This window comes from Pseudoalteromonas luteoviolacea NCIMB 1942 (genome assembly GCF_001625595.1).
In the GTDB taxonomy this organism is placed as follows: domain Bacteria; phylum Pseudomonadota; class Gammaproteobacteria; order Enterobacterales; family Alteromonadaceae; genus Pseudoalteromonas; species Pseudoalteromonas luteoviolacea_A.
The window spans coordinates 1-223 of the sequence record NZ_AUXT01000093.1 but is presented as its reverse complement, the minus strand read 5'-3'; the positions used below and the strand labels follow the sequence as shown (position 1 = coordinate 223).

The window sequence follows — 223 nt, the reverse complement described above, 5'->3', positions numbered from 1 at the left end:
GGCAAGTTGATTAGAGCTTCATAAAGCTTTGTTCGAGATAGGCGCTTTGATAAACAAGGTTTGCCAAATTGATCGAAGCCTAGCAATTGGAATACATTTTTTGCCAAATCGATGCTCAATATACTAAAGTTATTCATGATGGATGCTCCTGTTAACTGTCGTTATTAACACCTTCAGTTTGGCGCATTGACGCCGATTTAGGAGTGTCCATCTCATCACCCAT

Annotated in this window: 1 pseudogene; it reads right to left on the bottom strand. The window is 39.9% G+C overall.

Annotation, left to right across the window (positions count from 1 at the left end):
• Positions 1-137: pseudogene (locus tag N482_RS25515) on the bottom strand (IS110 family transposase); the annotation flags it as partial.
• Positions 138-223: the final 86 nt, after the last annotated feature.